Genomic DNA, 2897 nt, shown 5'->3' with positions numbered 1-2897 from the left:
GCGATGTTGCGCCCGGCGACCACCGGGATCACCGCCTTGCGCACCGGCACCCCCAGCACGTCCTGAGTCAGCGGCTCGTACGGCAGCCGCTCGTACTCGCGCTCCATCGTCTCGCGCCGCACCAGGTGCACGATCAGCCGCAGCCGCATCTTGCGGCGCACCGCCGTCTCGCCGAAGATGGCGCGGATGTCCAGCAGGCCGATGCCGCGCACCTCCAGCAGGTTCTGCAGCAACTCCGGGCAGCGGCCTTCGATGGTGGTCTGGTTGACCCGGTAGAGGTCCACCGCGTCGTCGGCCACCAGGCCGTTGCCGCGGGTGATCAGCTCCAGCCCCAGCTCGCTCTTGCCCAGGCCGGATTCGCCGGTGATCAGCACACCCAGCCCCAGGATGTCCATGAACACGCCGTGCATCGAGGTGCGCTCGGCAAAGTGCTTGGACAGGTAGGCGCGCAGCACGTCGATCACGAACGCCGACGGCTCCTGGGTGGCGAACATCGGGATTTGCGCCCGCTCGCACATCGACAGCAGCGCGTCCGGCGCCGCCTGGCCATCGGTGAGCACCAGCACCGGCGGCTCCAGCGTGACGATGCGGGCGATCCGGCGCGCGCAGTCCTCGGCCGTGGCGCTGGTGATGTAGGCGACCTCGCGCGCGCCCAGGATCTGCACCCGGTATGGATGGATGTAGTTCAGGTAGCCCACCAGGTCGGCACCCGAGCGGGCCGCCCGCACGGCGACTTCGTCGAAACGCCGCTCGGACGCGCCCAGCCCGGCGAGCCATTCCCACTTGAGCTGACCCCGGTGGTCTTCGAACAGGACATCGGCGCTGACGGCGGTGGGTTTCAAGCGCGACGCGCCTTGCTCATGCCGCCGGCTGCGCCGACTGCCAGGTGGCGATCAGCCGGTGCAGGTCGACAGCGGCATCACTGGACTTGATCTGCTCGCGCAGCGGCGCATCGCTGAGCAGCTCGGCGATTTCGGACAGGATCTCGAGGTGCTTTTGCGTCGCCGCTTCGGGCACCAGCAGAAAGATCAGCAGGTTGACCGGCTGTTCGTCCGGGGCGTCGAAACCGATCGGCTTGGCCAGCTGGAACAAGGCCGCCATCGGCGCCTTCAGGCCCTTGATGCGGCCATGCGGGATGGCGACGCCGTGGCCGAGCCCGGTCGAGCCCAGCCGTTCGCGGGCGAACAGGCTGTCCGTGATGAGGGCGCGCGACAGGCCGTGCAGGTTTTCGAACAGCAAGCCGGCCTCTTCGAAAGCCCGTTTCTTGCTGGTGGCATCGACGTTGACCAGGACCTGGGCAGCCGGCAGGATGGACGCGAGGCGGTTCATGGTGAGTGGGGCGGATTATGCACCCGGCTGGGTGCACTGCAACAAAACGTTCCAGGTCCGTTCGCGGCGGACAACGCCAAAGCGAAAGGCCCCTTGCGGGGCCTCGTTGGGATTTACATCAGGCGCTTGGGCGCGTCGTGATGATGGTCCTGCATCCGGGTCTTGTGCCGGCCGACCTGGCGATCGAGCTTGTCGACCAGTTCATCGAGGGCGGCGTACAAGTCGTGGTGGGCGCTCTCGGCGTGCATGTCGTTGCCTTTCACGCGGATCGTGCATCCGGCGCGCTGCCTGCGTTCCCTCTCCCTTTGCTTGTCGACGCACAGCAGGACCCTGATGTCGACGACTTGGTCAAAGTGGCGGGTGATGCGATCGAGCTTGGTGGTCACGTACTGGCGCAGAGCCGGGGTTACTTCGAGGTGGTGACCGCTGATCGTCAGGTTCATGGAGCCTCCTGTTGCACTCGGGTGGATCGCCTGGATTGGCGTGGGGAAGAACTCTCGCATGGGGTCGCTTGCAGCCACTATGCCGCGGGCCAGGCGCTCTGGCAATTGCTTTCCCGCCCTGCCGGCGCACGAAATGGAAAGCAGGCGAAAAGGGCCGAGCTACAAAGAAGAAACGGCCGCGCTGGATGCACGGAAAAGCGGCCGCGCACGCCAACAAAAAGGCGGCCCATGGGCCGCCTTTTTGTTGCCACCTGCGTGGCGTTCGGACTCAGCGCATGCGCCAGGCCGTGACCGCATCGACGCGGCTCCAGCCGGCCTTGGGATGGGCCTGGGCGCCCGGCCGCTCCAGGTTCGCATGCTCGACGCGCTCGGCATGCGGCTTGTCGCGCGGCGTGTCGTTGTAGCGGTTGCTGGACTTGGGTTCCTTGTACATGGTGCTCTCTCCGTGCGGAAGATTCAGCTTCCGCTCTGATTGTTGGGGGCGCGCTGGCGTTGCTGCTGCGCGGCGGGCCGCTCGTCGGCGCGGCTGAGGAAGGGCCAGGCATGGCCGATGCGGCCGCGGCGCTGGGCAGATGCCTCCTTGCCGTCGGCGCCAGGGTCGCCAGCATCGCCGGCGTCGCCCCAGTTGGTGCGGCTCGCTTTCGGGTCGGTTGCTAACTGGATCATCTGGGCTCCTTGCAAGACCGGTAGGGTTCTCCGGCAGACGAAGCCCAATGTAGGGCGCGCTCCTGAGCCATGCTGTCGGACGTTCCGGCCCAGCAATGTAGGACGTATCCTTCGCCGCCTGCCCAGCAGTAAGCGCCCTCGCCCTGCTCAAGCTGCCGGGACGCGGCGGCATAATCGCGCATCGGTCATCTGGAGCGCATCTTGGAAACCTACCCTAGTCGCTAGCTTTCCGATTAATTGGGGTCAGATCCAGTTATTCGCGAAAGCTGCCTTCCCAGCCCTCCTCCCGAATCGTTGGAACCCGAGCCCAGTTCCCCATGCTCAATATCTTCACGCTCGCCAATGGCCGACTCTTCCAGGAAGAGATCGAGTCGCTGGAGGAGCTCTCCCGCTTCCAGCCGATCTGGGTCGACCTCGAATCGCCCACGCCCGAGGAGAAGCGCTGGATCAAGCAGTACT

General features: G+C 66.1%; 5 protein-coding genes and 1 pseudogene. 1 reads left to right on the top strand and 5 read right to left on the bottom strand.

Translation table 11 applies throughout. The features are described from left to right. The 5 genes from hprK to JWP65_RS15580 all read right to left on the bottom strand — a co-directional run. Positions 1-842, bottom strand: an 842-nt coding sequence (gene hprK, locus JWP65_RS15600) for an HPr(Ser) kinase/phosphatase (RefSeq protein ID WP_299765333.1), incomplete at its 3' end; no start/stop codon positions are given. A gap of 16 nt (positions 843-858) precedes the next feature. Further along, positions 859-1329 carry a PTS sugar transporter subunit IIA gene (locus JWP65_RS15595; protein WP_299765331.1) on the bottom strand — a complete coding sequence of 157 codons (471 nt, stop codon included), beginning with the start codon at positions 1327-1329 and terminating at the stop codon, positions 859-861. Between the two features lie 113 nt (positions 1330-1442). Further along, entirely contained in the window at positions 1443-1772 is a 330-nt protein-coding gene (raiA, locus tag JWP65_RS15590) for a ribosome-associated translation inhibitor RaiA (RefSeq protein ID WP_299765329.1), read from the bottom strand. A gap of 268 nt (positions 1773-2040) precedes the next feature. Continuing rightward, on the bottom strand, positions 2041-2205 hold the full coding sequence (locus JWP65_RS15585) for a hypothetical protein (RefSeq protein ID WP_299765327.1): 165 nt from the start codon (positions 2203-2205) through the stop codon (positions 2041-2043). A 23-nt stretch (positions 2206-2228) separates the two neighbouring features. Further along, a complete protein-coding gene (locus JWP65_RS15580; RefSeq protein ID WP_299765325.1) occupies positions 2229-2438 on the bottom strand; it encodes a hypothetical protein in 210 nt (69 codons plus the stop codon). Between the two features lie 317 nt (positions 2439-2755). On the opposite strand from JWP65_RS15580, the pseudogene JWP65_RS15575 reads away from it, so the two are divergent. Beyond that, a pseudogene (locus JWP65_RS15575) lies at positions 2756-2897 on the top strand (magnesium transporter CorA); the annotation flags it as partial.

This window comes from Ramlibacter sp. (assembly GCF_028292805.1).
Taxonomy (GTDB): Bacteria; Pseudomonadota; Gammaproteobacteria; order Burkholderiales; family Burkholderiaceae_C; genus Ramlibacter.
The sequence above is the reverse complement of the archived record's forward strand: the minus strand, read 5'-3'. Positions and strand labels throughout refer to the sequence as shown.